Raw genomic sequence first — 18,774 nt, 5'->3', positions numbered from 1 at the left:
TTTAAAGTTTTTGTTTTGAATTAAAACCATTTTCGGGTAAAAAGATTAATTAATGATTTTGGGTTAAAAATGAAGATAAAACGTATTTTCTCTCCATAATTTTTTTCTGACAGTTCAAATCCGTTTGAGGAATATACCGGAAAGTACAATTCGAAGTAATCCTGTACTAAATTTAACCGTATTCCGCTATCATAAAGAAAGGTATTTGAAACGTCTCTATTTTTTATAAAACCAAAATCAGCATAGGCATCCACCCAATTCCATAGTATAGAATGACTCAAATTGGCAGTTGTTAACCATTGATTAGCTTCGGCTGGTTTCAAAAATGATTTAAAACCTCCTTGTGCATGGATATATTGCTGGCTTAAAATTCCAGTTGTTTCAGACCGTGCATAGACAGCATAATCAAACATATAATCATTTACTCGGGAAACCCCAAAATTGTAGTTTTGCGTATTGCTGCTATTGTATAAAAAGGTTCCTGCATAGACTCTAACATTCAGATAACGCTTGTTATTAAATAACTTACGATACTCAATCTCAGCAGATACTTTACCAAAATATCCAGATAATTGAATGTCAGTCAGAAATTTAACATGACTGGTAACCTCCGTTTTTATATTAAAATATTTGATGTTAAAGATAGAGTAGTTATCAGTACTGTCTATCTCTGTTGCTGATGGCTCTTTGTAAATAATATTGTCTTTTAAGGTCATGACCTGTTTCCTATTATCCCGATAATTTGGTTCTCTTAAAAAGAAGGATACACTAGGGAATAATTTGAGGTAAGCTGCATCTGATGTATAATGGAAATAAGAGCCATTTAAGGAATATCTAATGTTGTATAAACTGCCTTCTCTTAAATATTGATTGTAAGCAAAAGTGTAACTGCCTACAATGGATTTAGTATTGATGGAATACATTGGATTTAAAATAAATATAAATGGCTTATCAAAAAAGCTGTAATTATATAAACTTATCCCTGGGGAAAAACCGTCATAAAGATTATAAAATAGAGTAGGAACATAAAACAACTGCGAGTAATGCGGATCCTCTAAATCTTGAAAAAAAGTCATTTTTAAGGGACGATTAAAAGAAAATTTCTGCAGTGATTTCCAATTATTTCTCAAATTAAACTCAGGAACTTCATTTTTATAATTCAGAACCAGTTTGTCGATACTTTTTCTTTCAAAAGTAAGCTCCTTGTCAATTTCACTAATTTCCAGCCATTTTTTAAAAATAACCTGTTTGTTTCTAATTCCAAATACAGGCATCGGAACCAAAGGAACCCCTTTGTTTTTTACTGTAAATGTTACACTGTCTTCGGTTTTGGAAACAGCATCAAATTTATAATCAATTATTTCTCTGCTGTCAATAATGTAGTCAAAAAACCAATCGATGTTTTTTGAAGTTTTTGATTTTAACAGCTCTTCAAAATCATTTCTATCGGTTTGACCTTGTTTATTTTGGCTATAAAATTGCTTAATTCCAGAGGAAACTATTTCATTTCCAAGATAATCATCAAGATAATCTAAACTCAGTCCGGCTTTGTATTTATTTGCAATTTGGACATTATATTTAATTAATGAGTTTTTAGGAGCATTAAGAGGCTGGTCTAAATTTTTTCTTGCCATCAGCATATAGAAATAGCTATACTGCTCATTAAAATCAGTTTGAGCGATCTTAAAACTTCTGAGTAAAAAGAATTTTGAGGCAGATCCCATCATTTTACTATCAGGATGAAATTCATGAATATAACCCATCATTGTATAGATTTGAAAGCCATCATAAATCCAATTGTCTTTTCTGGAATCTAATCTCATGCTGGTTTTAAGATAATTATTCAAGTAGGTTTTTAAAAATTTTATTTCGAATAAAAAATCGGTATGGAAAGGGCGCATGAATTTAGGTAATTGATTCAAGCCATAAAAAGGGTTTTTTTCATAGTCAGCCTCAGAAATAATTATTTTATCAAATGGATATTCGCCAATTTGATTTTTGCTGTAATCTACAATTCTTTCAATAATTTTTGTCTTTAAGGAGTCATTAAATCTTCCAGATCTAATATTAGTAAAAACTTCTAAGTTGTTAATTTTAAAACTAGTATAACTGGATTCCTTTTCTATGATAAGGTCGATATCATTTCTGTTTTTTCCTGTCAATCTGATATTGGTTTCTTGATCAGTTTGTGCCAATCGGTCAATTGTTAAATCAGTAGTAACAGCATTTTTGCCATTGATTTTTAAGTCAATATCAAAATCAGAAACAGCATTGGCAATGTCATCAAGGTTTTCATTACTGTATTTTATAAATCCTTTATTCTCATAACGCGCAGGCGTGAGAAACCAGTTTTTGAGGTGCATGCCGTATTTTTCAAAATAACCGTATTTGGTAAATTTGTCACTTGGGATTTTTTCTATATAAGTAAGATGCAGTTTTACTTTTTGGTTGGGCAGTAAAGTGTTATTTAATTTAATTGTGATGTAATCTGGATTTTTTTTAGATCTTTCCCAAACAAAACCTTTCTGATCAGTATCTTCAATTATTAAATTGATAGTTCCTCCAAGCTCATTTGCTGATGCTAAATGAAATTTATTGTAAAACTCATCCGAAAAACGCTTTCCCAATGGGCTTTCCTTGTCCGAAAAAGCATTATTCCAATCATTCAGCACTATTGAAGTCAAAGTGTCATTAGATTGATTGTGAAAAGTAATTTCCTGATCTATCGTTACCGTTTTATAATCCATATTCACAACTGCAGTCATCTTTGATTGATGCTGTGCATATTGTTTTTGGGAAACCAATAAACCAATAAGTAACAGGATAATTTTACTGTAAGTTTTCAATTTGGGACTGTATATTAGGTTTAGCGAAGGTATAAAACTAATACAATTTACAAAAATTTAAGAAAAGTTCAGTATTAAATGGGTTGAAATGCACCAAAATGCGTTAAAATAAACAAGCCGTCTCGTTCCTAAAAGACGAGACGGCTTTCAATATTAAAAATTAGGGCTTAAATCGTATTTCTTGTAGAATTTATTGATGACATCAACAACTTCATCTTCTGTGTCAACAATTTTAAATAAGTTTAAATCATCGGGGCTTATCGTATGTTCTTTTTCAACCAGCACCGCTTTTATCCAATCGATTAATCCTGACCAAAATATACTTCCCACTAATACAATTGGGAATTTGCCAATCTTCTTGGTTTGAATCAAAGTAATAGCTTCAAATAATTCATCTAAAGTTCCAAATCCGCCAGGCATCACCACAAAGCCTTGGGAATATTTTACAAACATTACTTTTCTAACAAAGAAATAATCGAAATTTAAGTTCTTATCTCTGTCAATATAAGGGTTAAAATGCTGTTCAAAAGGCAATTCAATATTCAGCCCCACCGAAGTTCCGCCGCCCAAATGTGCTCCTTTGTTACCCGCTTCCATAATTCCGGGGCCACCGCCAGTTATCACGCCATAACCAGCTTTACTGATTTTGAAAGCAATTTTCTCAGCCAGCTGATAGTAATAATCCTCCGGTTTTATCCTGGCCGAACCAAAAATAGTTACACAAGGACCAATACGGCTCATGGTATCATATCCATTCACAAATTCGGACATGATTTTAAAAATCCCCCAACTGTCATTGGTTCTAATTTCGTTCCAAGTTTTTTGTTTAAGACTATCTTGAATTACTTTGTCTTCATCGTTGTCAAAATCTTCTAGTTTCATATATGTTTAGTATTATTTTTTTAGGAACACCGCCTTTTCTGCCTTCATAGCCCATGTCAATAATGTAATAGACTAGTTATATTATATCGTTATCATTTAGATAATCAATTCAACTTTATTGTTTGTGCACCTGTATATTGAAATAATTGAAATCCTAAAGCATTGATTTCACTATGTTCCATTTCAATTCCATCAGGAGCTAAATTGTTTAATCTATTAAAAGCATTTGGAGCATCAATGATCGGAGAAGGATTAATAGATTGTTTATTGCAATAGCAACATCTTTTTTGAGTAAAAGGATTTATAAAAGTATCAATCGAAGGAACAGATTTTATCAATGTCAAAGTTTTAAGCATTTGAGAGATGGCTCCAGAAAGTACTTCTTCAAATGCGTTTTCATTTACTATTTTTCTGTTTTTTAATTCATTCAATAGAAAATAAGACTTATTTTGAGTGTAAACTATTGCATCACATCTACTTTTTCCTTGTCTAAATCTATGAGATAAACTGGTTAGAAAAGTATCATAATCAATTATAATTACTTCTAAATTATTAGGATTAGTGTATTTTGCTGTTCCAGAATCTTTAATAGAAGAAAGAGTTAAAACAGTATCGATGTCTTCTAATTCAAAATAAGGTAAAATTGTATCTTGACGTATATTAAGAATAGAAATAGGCAACTGATGGAATGAAGTAAAATCATTTTTTAGCAAACTATCCATATTATCCTAATTTTTCATATTCGTTATAAATGTGGTTTATGGTATCGGATAATGGGTTTGTGTTTACCAATCGTTCATTTTGAGCCATTAAATTTATCAATCCACCATCAGCAACTTGATAGACAGCTAACTCATCATAATTGTATTTTGGTTCATCCATATTTTTATCAAATCTTTTTATAAGTAGATTTAGATAGTTTACTATATAAGGACTATGCGTAGAAACTAATAATTCAACAGAATTTGTATTGTTTATAAAACAATTTTTTATCAAATCATCCATTAGTTTACACTGGGCATCAGGAAATAAACTCAATTCGGGTTCTTCTATATGAATGTAGATTTTTTTGTTTATTTCACTCAAATTTTTAACAGCTTTAAATTCTGTTAAACTATCAGTAGAATACAAATATTCTAATACAGAACGTTTAAAAGATTCTTCAAATTTGAAGTTCTGAGCAAAAAACTGCGAAATTAAAAGGATTGGTACAGAAGTTTGTGTTCCTGATGAACTATTTTTAAATTCGATATCAAATTTTTCATTATTTTTTGATTCAATTCTATAATCCTTACCTGAATGGCTTTTTTTTACGGAAAATTTTACATCCAAGTGTTTTAATTCAATGTCTTTAATGGTATCCGAAGCTAAATTAAAATCTTTAAAAACTTCGTGGAAATAGTAACCTAAATTAACCCCAGTCAGTAAAGCTCCTACATTTGCCCAAAGTGGAATTATGTTTCTAGTTTCTGAAATGAAAGAAATTTTATTAAAGGATAAATATGATGCATTTATTGTCTGATTTGAAAAATACAAAGTATTCTTATAAAATTTTATTTCATAATTTACTACTTTATTAAATGTGGTTTTGTAGATAATTTGAGTATTTGATTTTATGAACTCTTTAATTCCACTACTTTCAAAACAGGAATATATATCTATTTCAAAAGGAGAATCCACTCTACTTTCTCTGTGATATGAATGTATATTTTGCATTTTATATACCCATCGAAACAAAGAGATAACTTTCATCAAAGTACTTTTTCCACTACCAGATTCTCCAATAAAAACCGTAAAAGGTTTTATTTCTTCAATATGAATATCTTTTAGAGGACCGAGATTTTTTATGATTATAGATTCTTTCATCTTTATCTGTTTTAAACAAATGTAATTATTTTTTAAATGCTTTTGAACTAATGTTTTATACTAACTCTTTTTTCAAAAATTGTGCTGTGTAGCTTTTTTTGTTTTTTAAAATTTCTTCTGGAGTTCCTTTGGCAACGAGCTGTCCGCCTCCTTTTCCTCCTTCAGGACCAATATCAATAATGTAATCGGCCAGTTTAATAACATCCATATTGTGCTCGATAATCAGGATGGTATTTCCTTTGTCAACCAGTTTGTTAATTACATCCATTAGCACTCGGATGTCTTCAAAATGCAAACCTGTTGTAGGTTCGTCAAGGATGTAAAACGTATTTCCAGTATCTTTTTTGGATAATTCTCCAGCCAGTTTGATGCGTTGTGCTTCGCCGCCGGAAAGTGTTGTGCTTTGTTGTCCAAGTGTAATATAACCCAAACCAACATCCTGAATCGTTTTTACTTTTCGGTAAATTTTTGGTATGTTTTCAAAGAAAGGAACAGCTTCATCCACCGTCATATTCAGTACATCCGAAATGGATTTTCCTTTATAGCGAATTTCCAGTGTTTCTCTATTAAAACGTTTGCCTTGACAAGTTTCGCATTCTACATAAACATCGGGCAGGAAATTCATTTCTATCGTACGAACTCCAGAACCTTCACAGGTTTCACAGCGTCCACCTTTGACATTAAAACTGAAACGTCCGGCTTTATAACCACGAATCATACTTTCGGAAGTCATAGTAAATAAGTTTCGTATTTCGCTAAAAACTTCGGTATAAGTAGCTGGATTCGAACGAGGAGTTCGTCCAATCGGGCTTTGGTCTATATCTATTACTTTATCGATATGTTCTAAACCTTCAATTTTTTTATAAGGCTTCGGGATTTTAACACCATTAAAATAATACGCATTCAAAATAGGGTAGAGGGTTTCATTAATCAAAGTTGATTTCCCGCTTCCCGAAACGCCTGTAACGCAAATCATTTTGCCCAAAGGCAAATCTATAGAAACATTTTTTAGATTATTTCCTGTTGCGCCAGATAGTTTCAGAAATTTTCCATTTCCTTCACGGCGTTTTTTGGGAATTTCCAGTTTCATTTTTCCGTTTAAATACTGTGCTGTAATGGTGTTTGATGCCAAAGTCTCGGCCGGAGTTCCAATACTGATGATTTCGCCACCATATTTCCCTGCTTTTGGACCAATATCGATTACATAATCGGCGCGTTCAATCATGTCTTTGTCATGTTCCACCACAATGACCGAGTTACCAATATCTCGTAATTGTTCCAAGGAATGAATTAGTTTATCATTGTCTCTTTGGTGTAAACCAATGCTTGGTTCATCCAAAATATATAAAACGCCCACCAATTGCGAACCAATTTGAGTTGCTAATCGAATACGTTGCGCTTCACCACCAGAAAGAGATTTGGAACTTCGGCTTAAAGCCAAATAATCCAAACCTACGTTCATCAAGAAAGCCAAGCGGTCTTTGATTTCCTTAATTACTTCCGTCGCAATTCGTTTTTGTTTATCAGATAAATGACGATCTAAATCTAAAAACCAGATCGTCAAATCCGAAATATCCATATCGCACAATTCGGATATGTTTTTTTCGTTTATTCTAAAATAATTGGCTTCTTTTTTCAAACGGGAACCTTCACATACGGGGCATTTCACCTCGTCCATAAATTCCTTAGCCCAACGTTTAATAGTTGTTGAACCGCTTTCGTCGTGTTGGTTTTTTATGAAATGGGAGATTCCTTCAAAGTCAATTTTGTAGTCGCGAGCAACTCCCAAATCTTTTGAATTTATAGTGAATTTTTCTTTTCCGCCATTCAAAATCATTTCCATTGCTTCAGCAGGAATTTTTTCGACAGCATCGGTCAATTTGAAACCATATTTTTCTCCAATGATTTCCAATTGCTTGAAAATCCATGATGACTTATATTCGCCTAAAGGCGCAAAGCCTCCTGCTTTGATTGATAATTTTGGATTTGGAATAATTTTTTGAACATTAATTTGATTGATAGTCCCTAAGCCATTACAACTATCGCAAGCACCTTTTGGTGAGTTGAAAGAAAATAAATTCGGCTCTGGATTTTGATAAGATATTCCGGTACTCGGACACATCAAATTTCGACTAAAATAGCGCACTTCGTTGGTATCTTGATCCAGAACCATCAATACATTTTCACCGTGGTGCATAGCCGTGTTGATGCTTTCGGATAAGCGTTTTTCATTGTCAGGAGTATCTTCGATTACCATTCTGTCAACAACAATTTCGATATCGTGGGTTTTGTAACGGTCTAATTTCATTCCCGAAACCAAATCCTGAATATCGCCGTTAACACGGACTTTCAAGAATCCCTGTTTGGTAATTTGCTGAAAAAGCTCCGCATAATGCCCTTTTCTTGCTCGAATAACCGGCGCGAGAATATTGATTCGCTTTCCAGTAAAATCCTGTATAATCAAATCCTTTATTTGATCATCTGAGTAGGAAACCATTTTTTCTCCCGTATTGTAACTGTAGGCATCGGCACCACGCGCATAAAGCAAACGCAGGAAATCATAAATTTCGGTAATAGTTCCCACGGTAGAGCGCGGGCTTTTGCTGGTCGTTTTCTGCTCAATGGCAATAACAGGGGATAGACCATCAATTTTATCAACATCTGGACGTTCCAATCCCCCAAGAAATTGCCTAGCATAAGCCGAAAACGTTTCTACATAACGGCGCTGACCTTCGGCATAAATAGTATCGAATGCCAATGAAGATTTTCCAGAGCCAGATAACCCCGTAATGACTACTAGTTTTTCTCTAGGAATGGAAACATCTATATTTTTTAGATTGTGAACGCGGGCACCTTGAACTTCAATCGTATTGTCTGTATCTAGCATAATTTTTGCAAAAAAGCAAAGTTACCATTTTGATTTATTCTTTCAATAGAACAGTGTGGAAGTTTGTGTTAAAAAAGAGGGCAATTTTCGATTTAAGATTAACGATTTTTGATTTAAGATTTGAAAAGTATTTAAGTTTTAAAAAACAAAATCTAGTCGTTTACTGTAAAGATCTTATGAGCGCGTGAGGGATAGAGCAAGGCGCCATAGCGCTCGTGATAGCCCGACGCTGTTGAGTAAATGGGCTTATAAGCGGTACTATAAATAAGCCCATTTACTCAACAGGGTCACGCCCAAATTATTCTATTGTCATCGACTTTAACTTGGTTCTATAGGCTTCAAGTGCGACAGATTTGGATATAAAACCATAATATTTATCGTCACTTATTACAGGAAGAAACGCTTTTTTTGATGATTCAAATTTATTCATAACAATTTCCATGCTATTGGAAGGATGAATAATTGTAGCTGGAGGAATCATTACATCTTTAATTAAAGTATATTTTACTCGATAAGGATTAAAAATAATTTCTCTGATATCATTAAAATGAACAATACCTAACAGTTTTTTATCTAACGAAACCACCGCAAAAATAACTTGATTAGAATGGGAAATCAAATCAACCAGTTTTTCAAGAGTCTCATCAGGTGAAATCGTTAAATAATCGGTTTGAATGATGGAATTAGTATTTAATGTACTAAGCACGTTCGTGTCTTTATTACTGGTAAATGCGTGTCCCTTTTTGGCTAGATTCTTGACATCCAAAGAATGCACCTCAAATCGTTTTGAAATAGCAAAACTAATGGAAGAAACAATCATAAGCGGAATCATTAAGCCATAACCACCTGTGATTTCAGCGATTAAAAAAATTGCAGTCAATGGTGCATGAAATAATCCGCTTAAAATACCAGCCATACCAACCATTGTAAAATTACCTATTGGTAAATGGGTTAAGCCTGTTGAATTTAATAATTTTGAAAAGAAAAAACCAACATAAGAACCTAAAAACAGGGAAGGAGCAAAATTTCCGCCATTACCGCCACTGCCCAAAGTTATTCCAGTAGCAAAAGCCTTCAATAGAAACGAACATCCCACAAAAGCCAATAAAGCCCAGCTATTATTTCTAAATCCTCTAAAAAGAGTATTTTCTAATAATTCCCCAGGATCATTTTCAGATAATGTTCTGATGCTTTCATATCCTTCGCCAAAAAGTGTTGGAAAAATAAATATCATAAGTGCTAAGATGGATGCTCCAATAAAAGCTTTCTTATAAAGGGAAAGTCTCAGATGGCTGAAGAAATGCTCTGTTTTTTCAAAATTTCTAGCGTAGAATATGGCTGTAAATCCAGTGCTTACTCCAAGAAGTATATAATAGGGAATATTGTGGTAATTAAAGGTCTGCTTGCTCGTAAAATTTAACAAAATGGTTTCATCTAAGGCTATTGCAGATACTAAAGCTCCTGTAGCGGCTGCAATCATTATTGGTGTAAAAGCCGAAATACTGACATCAACTAGTAAAACTTCAACGGCAAATAATACGCCTGCAATTGGAGCATTAAAGGCTGCAGCTATTCCAGCGGCGACTCCACAGCCAATAAGCAAAGTTCTGTCTTTATAATGCAGTTTGTATCTTTGGGCATAGTTGGAACCAAATGCTGCACCAGTAACCACAATGGGGCTTTCAAGACCCGCCGAACCTCCCAAACCCACAGTAAGCGAACTTGTCATGATTTGGGCATACATTTGTTTTTTTGGAATGATGCTTGCTTTTTTAGCTACAGTATATAAAATTTGTGAGGTGCCTTTTTCAATAGTTCCTCCCAAAAATCGTTTAACGACAAATACAGTCAGCATGATGCCAATTACAGGCAACATTATTTTGAGCAAACCTATCTTAAAAAGATTCGTATGTATGGTCACATAAGTAGCAAACCTAAATACCCAGTGAGCAAATGTTTTTAAAATAATAACAGCAACAGCCGAAGATATTCCAACTAAAACACTTGATAAAAAAATAAATTGCTTTGGTGTTAAAGCCGACTGTGCTAAAACAATCAGGAACTCAATTTTTGAAAGAAGCTTTTTAAACATTGCTGTTTTAATGTTGGTTTATCACAAAAATAAGGTTTTTTGCTTTAAAAAGGCTGAATTATTCCACTAATGACATGGCATGTTTTGCAACTATTCCAAAATTATACCCTTGCGCTTCATCATATCCGGCATAATTGATGGCGATAAGCTGTCCGCATTCATTAAATACTGGCGAACCACTGGCACCATGGGTTGAAGTCACGTTATATTGTACACTTACACCATCTGATTCCTTATTGATTTGGCCTTCATAAACTTGCACTTTTATTCCTCTGCGGGTATTTGCCAGCTGTAGCCCCATTGGGTAGCCAATTAAAATTGCATTGGTTCCTGGTTTTATACTGGAGTCATCTTGCACAGCATTATCCAAATCAACAATATCAGTTACTGAATTAGGTAATTTTTCAGTTGTAAGCTGTAAAATGGCTACATCAACTTCATCACTATCTGCTATTTTAATGACTTTGCATTGCAGCCAATCATCTTTTGAACCGTGCAAAGCTATGCTTACTTCAACTGTTTTAGGGACGATTTTGATATCTTCTAATTTAGTGTATACAATTTGGCTTGTTACCGCTTTTTCTTCTGATTTATTCTCTGATATCAAATCATTTACTTCATTATTTACGCTTGAGGAATCAACATTTGCCACAGTAGCTTCTTTAGCAGGAATTTCTTCTTCTTCAGAATAATCTCCTTCTTCTTCACCTCCATAATAATCATTCCAATGGGATTCAAGATAACTTTTATAATCTTTTTTGTCAATAGAATCTGGGAGAACTGTTGCTATATGATTTTTTAATTCGCTAAAATCATCATCTTTGGTTTCGTTATATTTCCAAGGTTCGGCAACGTGATGATTGGTAACTATTTTTCCGTCTTCTGAAACGAAAAATCCTGTTCCTGAAATTGTTTTTTCTTCAAATGAATTGTCGTCAACTTCAATCTGGAATGGTTCGGACCCCTTGATGGAAATTTGTAATGCATAAGTGTGTTTGACAAGAACTACGGCATCTTTGTATTTTTCATAAATTTGAGTTTGATTATTGAGGCAAACCACTTCTTTTTTATTGAATTTAGCCCAAACGCGGGGAATAATGATTATTCCGAGTACAATTATCAAGCCAGCGATTAATGCAATTTTTTTATTTTTGGATTTGTTATTGTTTTGCAATTTACTTGTTTCGTTCGTTCCTTCAGAAGTCTGATTATTTAGCATTTTATTGTTTTTTTTGGAAACAAATTTAATAAAACTAAACGCACTAAATAGTAACAATTTTATTTTAATTGAAAATATTATTAACAAAAAAATCACCTAAAAAAGGTCATGTCGCTATAAATTTTTCAAAGCTTCTTTTTTACTTAATTTTTTTAGATTGGAAACAGATACAAAATCTTTTACGGCTTCGGGATTTGTTTTGGCATATTCCCGCAATGCCCAGCCAATTGCTTTTTGGATAAAAAATTCAGTAGACATTTTGTGCTTATCACAAACCAATTTCAATAAGTCAAAATTTGTTCTTTCTTTATAGCTTAGCTGAAAAAGGATGGCGCTTCTATTAAGCCACATATTATTTGAATTTGAGAAGCGAGAAATAACATTATCGGTTTCTAAAGGAAATTGCAGTAAATATTGTCCTAAAATAAATTTAGCAATAACATCAACACTGTCCCACCAAGAGTTTGTGATTATTAGAATTTCTATAAACCGAATGTCGTCTATATGATAATTATTTTTAAGGTTTGTTATTGAAATTTCTAATGCACAATAATGCAGTTCTCTTTCTTTTTTTGCAAATAATAACGAGGCTGTTTCTCTTGTATTTTCAAAAACTTCTTTTTGGTTTTCAGCCCAAACAGTTTTAAAAATCCGTCTTCTTTTCTCAGTTTTTATTCCATAGAAAGAAAAGTTATCTTTCATGTATTTTGACATGGCAACAGCATTTTCAGCATTGCCGTTTTCTTTAAATGCTTTTTCTAAAGAGGAAATAAAATTCATAGTAATAAAAAATCAATAACAATGGCAATATCAATAAAAAAATCTAAATTCTAAAATCCTACCGCTTTGTCATCACCTCTAAAATCGGCTCCGCCTTCCAGTTTTCCGTCTGACAAAATTAAAATCGCATCTACTTTCCCAATTACAGGAGTTGTTTTTTCATTGATGATATATCCTTTGGTTTTTAATTTGACAAAAGTGTTTGTGTCAAAAGTATTGGGTTCGAATGTGATCACGTCTGGTAGCCATTGATGATGAAATCTGGGGGCATTCACCGCTTCCTGCATTCCTAAATTGTATTCATAAACATTGAGAATTGTCTGCAAAACCGAAGTGATAATGGTGGAACCGCCAGGTGACCCGACAACCATGAATAATTTTCCGTTTTTTTCAACAATTGTAGGCGTCATGGAACTCAGCATTCTTTTTTGCGGAGCAATACTGTTGGCTTCATTTCCAACTAAACCAAACATATTGGGTTCACCGGGCTTGGCGCTAAAATCATCCATTTCATTGTTTAAAAAAAAGCCTAATTCATCACAATAATATTTGGAACCATACGCATCATTTAAGGTCGTAGTCGCTGCGACCGCATTCCCGAATGGGTCAACAATAGAGTAATGTGTAGTCTCAGTGCTTTCATTATAAGTTACTTTTCCTTCCTTAATTTCAGAGGATAAAGTAGCTTTATTTATATTAAAACTTGACATACGCTGTTTTAAATAATCTTCAGCCATCAAAGCTTTCAAGGGTATTTTTACAAAATCGGGATCACCCAGAAAATAACTTCTGTCAGCATAAGCGCGACGTTCAGCTTCCACAATAACCTGAATGGATTCCGCAGAATTGTGACCCATTTTAGAAAGATCGTACGGCTCAATCATTTTTAAAATTTGTGCCAGACAAATACCGCCACTGCTTGGTGGTGACATCGAAATGACTTTTAAATCTTTGTAATTAAAGGTTAATGGAGTTCTCCATTTGGCTTCATATTTAGCCAAATCTTTCATCGTTATAATTCCGCCTTTTTCTTGAAGGTATTTTACTAATGTTTTTGCTGTTTGTCCTTCGTAAAATTCATCTCTTCCGTTTTTAGCAATACGTCTGAAAGTTTCGGCCAAAGCAGGATATTTGACTGTGTCATTTTCTTTGCTCGCAGTAGAAAATTTAGTGTTTTCTCCGTTGGCTTTGATGATTGCTTCTTTATAATTAGCCAGTGTGCATTCTTGTTTTTTGGTAACGATAACTCCCTTTTCAGCTAATGCAATAACAGGTTTCAAAATTTCAGACATGGGCATTGAGCCATATTTTTTATTAACTGCAAACATGCCAGCAATTGTTCCTGGGACTCCAATCGCCAAAGGTGTTTCGGTACTTATGCCCTTAATTACATTTCCGTCTTTGTCTTGAAACATATTTTTTGTTGCTTCCAAAGGTGCTTTTTCTCTGTAATCAAGACATCCAACTTCTCCATTTGCTTTGCGAAAAACCATAAATCCGCCACCGCCTATGTTTCCTGCATAAGGATAAGCCACTGCCAAAGCCAATTCGGTGGCAACCATAGCATCAAAAGCATTTCCGCCTTTTTGCATAATTTCGACACCAATTTTAGAAGCTTCTTCACGTGCAGAAACCACCATGGCTTTGTTTGCGATAAGCCCTGTGACCGCTTTGGTTTGCGCAAAACAATATGTATTTAAAAGAAGGAACAGCAACGCTATTTTTTTCATAATAACTCTAATTTCTGGCGGGATTCAATTCTAATATCTTCAAAAAAAGTGGTGAATTCTTGTTCAAATTCGGTATAGTATTCAATCAGCTCATTAGATGAAAACCGCATTTTAGACTCATTTTTTGTTCGGCTGTCCATCTGGGTAAGGATTCTGCTGATTCCTTCAACAGTTTGGTAACTTACCAGCCAATTGAACTCTATCATATAGGGCATCATTCCTTTGGTTCTTTCCGATAAAAAATCATGATTATCATGTAGAGATTGGTAAAAACGATTCGTAAAATCTGTCAGACTTTCATTAGAATAATTATTCCAATTTTTAGCCAAAAAATGATCATAAAACACATCTATAATCACACCGGCATAATGATGGTAGTTGTAGTGTAACCGTTTGGTACTCTTTCTGAAAATGGGATGAGAATCAGTATAAGTGTCTATAAAACGATGCAGAATAATTCCCTTTTGGATTTCCAATGGATAAGTTTTAAACTGTTTTCCTCTAATGCCATCAGCCATAAAGTTCCCGATTTTTATCAAATCATTGTCTCCGGATAAAAAGATATGAGCAAGGAAGTTCATTGGGATTTTAGATTAAAGATTAACGATTTCTGATTTTAAAATCAAGTCTGAAGATATTTGTAGTCGATCGTCATTTGATAAAGATATAAAAAAATCATCAACGTTTTTTAAAAGAATAGCAACTCAAAATTCATTACCTTTTTAAAATTTACTTCCTAATAAAGACATAAACTTTTTTATATTTGTCAGAAATAAAATAATTCGAAAATTTAGATTGCAAAGTGAAAATCTGCAATCAAAAATCGCTAATCAAAAATCATAATTCACAATGACTTTAATAAAATCAATATCCGGAATTCGAGGAACAATAGGAGGAAAAGTAGGCGACAATTTAACCCCGGTCGATGCTGTAAAATTTGCTTCGGCGTATGGAACTTGGCTTAAAAACTATTCAAAAAAAGATAAATTAACAGTTGTAGTTGGCCGTGATGCACGTATTTCGGGACCTATGATTCACAATTTAGTTATCAATACGCTTATCGGTTTAGGAATTGACGTGATTGATTTGGGCTTATCGACAACACCAACTGTTGAAGTTGCTGTTCCTTTGGAAAAAGCCGATGGTGGAATCATTTTAACCGCTTCTCACAATCCAAAACAATGGAATGCATTGAAATTGTTGAATGAAAAAGGAGAGTTCTTGAGTGGAGCAGCCGGAGAAAAAATTCTTGAAATTGCCGAAGCCGAAGCTTTTGATTTTGCAGATGTGGATAGTTTGGGCGAAATCACTATAAATGATGCTTATATGGACATTCATATCGATGAAGTCTTGAACTTGCCATTGGTTGATGTTGATGCTGTAAAAGCGGCTAAATTTAAAGTTGTTGTGGATGGCGTAAATTCATCTGGAGGAATTATTATCCCTAGATTATTAGAATTGATGGGCGTTGAAGTAGTAAAATTATACTGCGAACCAAATGGTCATTTTCCTCACAATCCAGAGCCATTGAAAGAGCATTTAACGGATATTTCAGAGTTGGTGGTTAAAGAAAAAGCGGATTTGGGAGTTGTTGTTGATCCAGATGTGGATCGTTTGGCATTCATTAGCGAAGACGGCGAAATGTTTGGCGAAGAATATACTTTGGTGGCTTGTGCTGATTATGTTTTGAGTAAAACTCCAGGAAATACAGTTTCGAATATGTCATCATCCCGTGCTTTGCGCGATGTGACTAACAAACATAACGGAAGCTACGAAGCCAGCGCAGTAGGCGAAGTGAACGTAGTGGAATTGATGAAGAAAAATAATGCAATCATTGGCGGAGAAGGTAATGGCGGAATCATTTATCCAGAATCGCATTACGGGCGTGACAGTATGGTGGGTGTGGCTTTGTTCCTGACGCATTTGGCAAACAAAAAAATGACAGTTTCGGCTTTGCGTGCTTCCTATGCTGAATATTATATGAGCAAAAATAAAATAGAGTTGACGCCACAAATTGATGTTGACGCGATTCTTGTCGCTATGACCGAAAAATATAAAAATGAAGATATCACTACAATAGACGGAGTTAAAATTGACTTTGCTGATAACTGGGTACATTTGAGAAAATCGAATACTGAACCTATTATCCGCATTTATACCGAAGCATCAAGCCAGAAATTGGCAGATGATTTGGCTTTACGGATTATTGACGAAATAAAAGCTGTTGCTGGAATTTAAAACTTTAAAACCGACAAAAGTCGGTTTTTTTTATGCTTGGTCGCCCTCCCTGTACAATTTTCGAACTCTTTTTTGGATGATTTAAAGCGACTGGCAAGTATTGTTGAATGATTTTACTAAATAGATTTTACAAAGTTGTGAAATAATTTTTCTTGTAGAAGGAATTATTGCATTGAGAAAACATCTGATAAGCGATATTTTTTTTGCAAATTTCGTAACTTTTCTTTGAAGAACTTGAGTGGGTTGTCGGTAGGTAGTTTAAGATGGGATATTAGATTTTCTATCCCATTGGATTTTAGGGAATTACTATCAAACAGCTTATTCCTAATTATTAATGTTCATAGATAGGTTAGGAAAGAATATGTAATCTATTTGTTTTCAATTGTTTGTGACTAATGTTTGGTTTCTTCAATTGTTTTTGAAAATCAATAATCGGTTTGCTTTTTGAAAGATTTTACACAAAATACGTCTCAATGAATTACCCCGAGGCAGAGCCATCGAAGTATCAATCGGAAGAAAGTAAATTTTTAGTTTTATGAAAACCTAAGGTTTTCAAACTTTCCTCTGTAACCCCGAGGCAGAGCCTCGAGGAATTCAACTGATTAAAGTGAAAAATATTGTTCTTAAATTGATTTTAGGTGTTCGACAGTCGAACCCATTTAATTTTGGTGTGATTTTCCGATGCAGAAATTAACAGCCCTGTGTTTACTGAGGTTTACAGGTCTTTAGGTACAAATAAGGTACCGATCTGAACAAAATAAAATAAAATGAAATAAAAACAAATAAACCTTTATCCATTATTTCAATTGAATGACAGCATTTTGTCAATCTGTGGGAATATCTTTTTTAAGAACACATTAACCCAGTGGTTGGTGCAAATGTATCAATTTTTGTAATACTTTATAATATTTCTAAATACCTTCTTTAAGTTGTTTAATTATATGAGAGCAGTGGTTCGAACTCCTTATCGCACGCCAAAAATTACAAACCTCCAAGGTCATTTGATTTTGGAGGTTTTTTATTCGAAAATTTAGCCTTAATTATTTAAAAATATTTAGACACTCAAACCTTAATATAGTACTTTTGCTGTAGTTTTTTTATTCAATTAATCTCATAATCTGCAAATTCCGATGCCATTGATCATCTAATTCTAATTTGTAGTGACCATTAAATTTTAAAGCATTTTATAAGTGATAATTTAATTCTAATATTTTGATTTTAAATGCAATAAATGGGCATTTAAAAATATATTGATTACTAATTTGTACTGGTCAATTAAAACAGGAAAGAGATGGTCAGTTTGACCGTTTTTTCCAAACTTCTAAATAGCTTCTTGGCTTACTGGAGTGAAAAAATAAATCAGTCTGCTTAATAATTACCTATTTCAAGCCATAAATCCTTCGAAAGCAAAGTATAATACTAGTTTTTAGATTCATATTATTCTAAACTTTATTTATTGATTTTGGAAACTCTATGTCAAAACATATTTACTTATGGATTCATCCGATTAAAAGTTTCTTTCAATTCTTGTGGATTAGAATTTGCCATTACATCGCTTAACCCAAAGGTTAGTTCACTCTTTCCTTCTTTCAACTGTTCGAATACTGATTCCACAAAATCGCCTACAGATGGATGCCCATCGTGTAAACCGATTCCTCCTAAATCTGTACTTAAAGCTGGCGGAATGATTTCGATTACTTCAATATTTTTTGATTTTAACATATATCTTAAAGACATCGTAAAGGAATGGAAAAAGGCTTTTGTAGCACAGTAAACAGGAACTTTTGAAAACTGAACAAATGCCAAGCCAGAGGTAACATTAATAATAGTATTCATTGATTTTAAATTTAAGAAAAGTGTTGTCAAATGAATTGGAGCTAATACATTAGTGGTGATTTCATTATTTGCCTTTTGGTAAAAATCATTATCTGAAATGCTCATCCAATTTTGAATTCCTGCATTGTTTACCAGTACATTTAAGTTATTATGATTTTCTGAAATCCAATTATACAATTCGATTCTGTCGGTTTCAATTGACAAATCACATATTTTTGTGATCACAGACGGAAACTTGTTAGCAACATCTTTTAATATGTCCTCACGTCTTCCACAAATTATAACCGTATTATTTTCTTGAATAAATTTTTCAGTTAATCCCAAGCCAATACCACTTGCTCCGCCTGTAATTAAAATTTTATTGTTTGATAATTTCATTTTTATTTGATTTTTAAGTT

Annotated in this window: 12 protein-coding genes; 1 reads left to right on the top strand and 11 read right to left on the bottom strand. The window is 33.4% G+C overall.

What is annotated here, in order from left to right:
• Nucleotides 1–20: 20 nt before the first annotated feature.
• The 10 genes from CLU83_RS06680 to CLU83_RS06635 all read right to left on the bottom strand — a co-directional run bounded on the left by CLU83_RS06680 (nucleotide 21) and on the right by CLU83_RS06635 (nucleotide 14,883).
• Nucleotides 21–2,846 (bottom strand): aminopeptidase, encoded by a 2,826-nt coding sequence (locus tag CLU83_RS06680; protein WP_369828754.1) that lies wholly within the window; start codon nucleotides 2,844–2,846, stop codon nucleotides 21–23.
• 153 nt (nucleotides 2,847–2,999) lie between these two features.
• Entirely contained in the window at nucleotides 3,000–3,728 is a 729-nt protein-coding gene (locus CLU83_RS06675) for a TIGR00730 family Rossman fold protein (RefSeq protein ID WP_100430884.1), read from the bottom strand.
• Nucleotides 3,729–3,832: 104 nt separating this feature from the next.
• Nucleotides 3,833–4,450, bottom strand: a complete 618-nt coding sequence (locus CLU83_RS06670; RefSeq protein ID WP_100430883.1) for a hypothetical protein — start codon at nucleotides 4,448–4,450, stop codon at nucleotides 3,833–3,835.
• A 1-nt stretch (nucleotide 4,451) separates the two neighbouring features.
• Nucleotides 4,452–5,594 carry an AAA family ATPase gene (locus CLU83_RS06665; protein WP_100430882.1) on the bottom strand — a complete coding sequence of 381 codons (1,143 nt, stop codon included), beginning with the start codon at nucleotides 5,592–5,594 and terminating at the stop codon, nucleotides 4,452–4,454.
• Between the two features lie 55 nt (nucleotides 5,595–5,649).
• Complete coding sequence (gene uvrA, locus CLU83_RS06660) at nucleotides 5,650–8,481, bottom strand: excinuclease ABC subunit UvrA (protein ID WP_100430881.1); 2,832 nt, start codon at nucleotides 8,479–8,481, stop codon at nucleotides 5,650–5,652.
• Between the two features lie 298 nt (nucleotides 8,482–8,779).
• On the bottom strand, nucleotides 8,780–10,573 hold the full coding sequence (locus CLU83_RS06655; RefSeq protein ID WP_100430880.1) for a chloride channel protein: 1,794 nt from the start codon (nucleotides 10,571–10,573) through the stop codon (nucleotides 8,780–8,782).
• Between the two features lie 58 nt (nucleotides 10,574–10,631).
• Nucleotides 10,632–11,792, bottom strand: coding sequence for a serine protease (locus tag CLU83_RS06650; protein ID WP_100433644.1), 1,161 nt, complete (start codon nucleotides 11,790–11,792; stop codon nucleotides 10,632–10,634).
• Between the two features lie 114 nt (nucleotides 11,793–11,906).
• Nucleotides 11,907–12,572, bottom strand: a complete 666-nt coding sequence (locus CLU83_RS06645; RefSeq protein ID WP_100430879.1) for a DNA alkylation repair protein — start codon at nucleotides 12,570–12,572, stop codon at nucleotides 11,907–11,909.
• 50 nt (nucleotides 12,573–12,622) lie between these two features.
• Nucleotides 12,623–14,302, bottom strand: coding sequence for a gamma-glutamyltransferase (gene ggt, locus CLU83_RS06640; RefSeq protein ID WP_100430878.1), 1,680 nt, complete (start codon nucleotides 14,300–14,302; stop codon nucleotides 12,623–12,625).
• On the bottom strand, nucleotides 14,299–14,883 hold the full coding sequence (locus CLU83_RS06635; protein WP_100430877.1) for an ACP phosphodiesterase: 585 nt from the start codon (nucleotides 14,881–14,883) through the stop codon (nucleotides 14,299–14,301). Before CLU83_RS06635 ends, ggt begins: the two co-directional genes overlap by 4 nt.
• 268 nt (nucleotides 14,884–15,151) lie before the next feature.
• Between CLU83_RS06635 and glmM the strand changes: the two genes are divergently transcribed.
• The gene (gene glmM, locus CLU83_RS06630; protein ID WP_100430876.1) at nucleotides 15,152–16,540 is read left to right on the top strand and encodes a phosphoglucosamine mutase; all 1,389 of its coding nucleotides are present in this window, start codon (nucleotides 15,152–15,154) and stop codon (nucleotides 16,538–16,540) included.
• Nucleotides 16,541–18,031: 1,491 nt separating this feature from the next.
• On the opposite strand, the gene CLU83_RS06625 is transcribed toward glmM, so the two are convergent.
• Nucleotides 18,032–18,754 (bottom strand): SDR family oxidoreductase, encoded by a 723-nt coding sequence (locus CLU83_RS06625; protein WP_100430875.1) that lies wholly within the window; start codon nucleotides 18,752–18,754, stop codon nucleotides 18,032–18,034.
• Between the last annotated feature and the right edge of the window lie 20 nt (nucleotides 18,755–18,774).

Origin of the sequence: Flavobacterium sp. 1 (assembly GCF_002797935.1) — a bacterium.
Classification (GTDB): domain Bacteria; phylum Bacteroidota; class Bacteroidia; order Flavobacteriales; family Flavobacteriaceae; genus Flavobacterium.
This window is presented reverse-complemented; position numbering and strand designations above follow the sequence as displayed.